This window comes from Nitratidesulfovibrio oxamicus (assembly GCF_015731765.1).
Taxonomy (GTDB): Bacteria; Desulfobacterota; Desulfovibrionia; order Desulfovibrionales; family Desulfovibrionaceae; genus Cupidesulfovibrio; species Cupidesulfovibrio oxamicus.
Map to the genome: position 1 here is coordinate 1 of NZ_VRYY01000362.1, position 2,640 is coordinate 2,640.

2 protein-coding genes are annotated in these 2,640 nt (G+C 68.4%); both read left to right on the plus strand.

Annotation, left to right across the window (positions count from 1 at the left end; all coding sequences use genetic code 11):
• The first annotated feature begins 266 nt into the window (after positions 1-266).
• Positions 267-1,877, plus strand: coding sequence for a DUF935 domain-containing protein (locus FVW20_RS12175; RefSeq protein WP_196609825.1), 1,611 nt, complete (start codon positions 267-269; stop codon positions 1,875-1,877).
• 1 nt (position 1,878) lies between these two features.
• Positions 1,879-2,640: phage head morphogenesis protein (locus FVW20_RS12180; protein WP_196609826.1), on the plus strand; the 762-nt coding region annotated here is incomplete at its 3' end.

Consider the following 2,640-nt stretch of genomic DNA (forward strand, 5'->3'; position numbering starts at 1 on the left):
CAAGCGGCGAGAGCCAGAGCCCGAGGATACCGAAATGTGGAGAACTTCATCACCATGGTCTACCTGATCGCGGCCCCGATTCAGGTCGTGGTGGCTTCATGAATTCCACATCAAACGTCGAAGAACCTGTTTTTGCAAATTGCCACAAGCCATGCCTATGTCAATATTATATCGCATTTGTGATTAACTATGCACACCGCCCACCACCTCCGGCACCCTTTCTCGCCATCGCATAGCCTCCTGTCCAAGCGACAGGAGGCTTTTTCATGCCCACCAATGAAGGCCCGCGCGGCCTGTACCTGCCGGATGGTTCGTTCCGTCCGTTCGATGCCGAGGCGCTGACCTCGGAACTGGCAACCCGCCAGCGGGCCGGGGATTTCCTTTCCCTTGCCGGGGGCTTTCTCGGCATTCTGCCGGACCCGGATCCGGTGCTGCGCGCCCGTAACGACGACGTGGCCGTGCTGCACGACCTTGCAGCAGACGACCAGGTGACCACGGCCATGCTGGGCCGCAAGAACCGGGTGCTGAACCGGCGCGACTACGCGCTGGCCCCCGGCCAGCGCAAGGGCCGCGATGCGCAGCCGGACGCCGCCCAGCTGTGCGACCTGCTGACGGAAGACATGGAACGCTGGGACATGGCCGCCGTCATCTCCGGCATCCTCGACGCGCCGTTCTACGGCATGACGCCGCTGGAACTGCGCTGGGAAGCGCACGGCGGCTGGTGGCGGCTGGCAGAGGTCACCCCCCGCCCGCCGGAATGGTTCGGCTACAACGACCGCAACGAGCTGGTCTGGCGCGGGGCCAACATGGCCACGAGCGAACCGCTGCCCGTGGGCAAGTTCGTGGTGGCGCGCCACCACCCCACCTACCGCAACCCCTACGGGCTGCGCCTGCTGTCGCGCTGCCTGTGGCCCGTGGCCTTCAAGAAGGGCGGCATCACCTTCTACACCACCTTCGTGGAACGCTACGGCATGCCGTGGGCCGTGGGCGTGGCCCCGGCAAAGGCCACGCGCGAAGACAAGCGGGCCATGGCGCAAGACCTTGCCCGCATGGTGCAGGACGCGGTGGCCGTCATCCCCTACGGGGCAGACGTGCGGCTGGAAACGGTGTCCGGGCAGGTGGGCGACCTGCACGACAGGTTCCTGCGCCGGTGGGACGCCGCCATTTCCAAGGTGCTCATGGGCCAGACCCTGACCGTGGAACTGGATGGCCGCAACGGCTCGCGCGCCGCGTCCGAAACGCACAAGGACGTGGCCGACGACCTTGCCGAGGCAGACCGCCGTCTGGTGGAAGCCACCCTGAACGAAATCGCGTGGCTGTACGCGCAGGTCAACCGCCCGGCGGCGCTGGCCCCGGTCTTTGCCTACGACGAGCCGGAAGACCTTCAGGCGCGGGCGCAGCTGGACAAGACCCTGTCCGAGGTGGGCGTGGTGTGGAAGAAACCCCACTTCGAGCGGGCCTACAGCCTGGCCCCGGAAGAATTCGACGTGCGCGAACCGGCGGAGGATCCGGCCCGGCCCTTGTCCCAAACATCCCCCCAAACGCCCCCCCAATCGTTCTCGCTGTCAGATTCCCCCCTGTTCGCGTCCGCCCCCGCCGGTGCCCGCCCGCCCGCAACCGCAGCCGCACAGGCCACCCTTGATGACGCCATAAAGCAGCACCTGCCCGCAGCCATGGCCGCCAACGCCGCCGCCGTCACGCAACTTGAGAAGGCCGCGCACGCCGCCGAAAGCTGGGAAGACCTGCAACTGCTGCTGGCCGAACACCTTGGCGCGCACATGGGGCCGGACCAGCTGGAAGACCTGCTGGCGGACATGATGCTGGCGTCCACGGCCTACGGGCGGGCTGCCGTGCATGGCGAAGTGGGGGACAGCTAGCATGCCCCGCACCCCCGCCCGCATCTCGGTCGATCCGCTGCCACCGCAAGAGGCGCTGGCCTTCTGGCGCGGCAAGGTGCCGGTCACGCCCGAAGCCTTCCGGGCCATGACCGACGCGGCCCGCACGCGGGCCTTTGCCGTGTCCGGCATGGCCCGGCTGGACCGGGTGGCGGCGCTGCAAACGGCGCTGGCCGATGCGCTGGAAAAAGGGGAATCGCTGGCCACGTTCAAGGGCCGCATCGGCGACATCCTGCAAGAGCAGGGCTGGTCCGGCAATGCGTGGCGGGTGGAAAACCTGTTCCGCACCAACGTGCAGCAGGCGTATCAGGCCGGGCGCTACGCCCAGCAACGGGCCACGGTGCAGGACCGCCCCTTCTGGCAGTACGACGCCGTGGGCGACCGGCGCACCCGGCCAAGTCATGCCGCGCTGGACGGCATGGTCTACCCGGCGGACCACGAATTCTGGAACGCCAACTACCCGCCCAACGGCTTCCGCTGCCGGTGCGGGGTGCGTTCGCTGTCACGACGGCAGGTGGAGCGCGAAGGGCTGACCGTGCGGCGCGACATGCCCGGCCCCACGGTGTGGACGGACCCGGCCACCGGCATGGAGCACTTCGTGGCCATGCCCGGCGCGGACAGGGGCTTTGCCGTCAACCCCGGTCGGGACTGGCTGGCGGGGCTGGCCCCCGGCCCGCTCGATGACGGCGCGGTGGCCTTTCCCCCGGCCCTCGTGCTGTGCAGGCGCGGCGGCCCAGATCGGAAG

What these genes read in the sequence shown, in the direction of transcription:
- FVW20_RS12175 (WP_196609825.1), top strand. Translation starts at nt 267, where the DNA reads ATGCCCACCAATGAAGGCCCGCGCGGCCTGTACCTGCCGGATGGTTCG.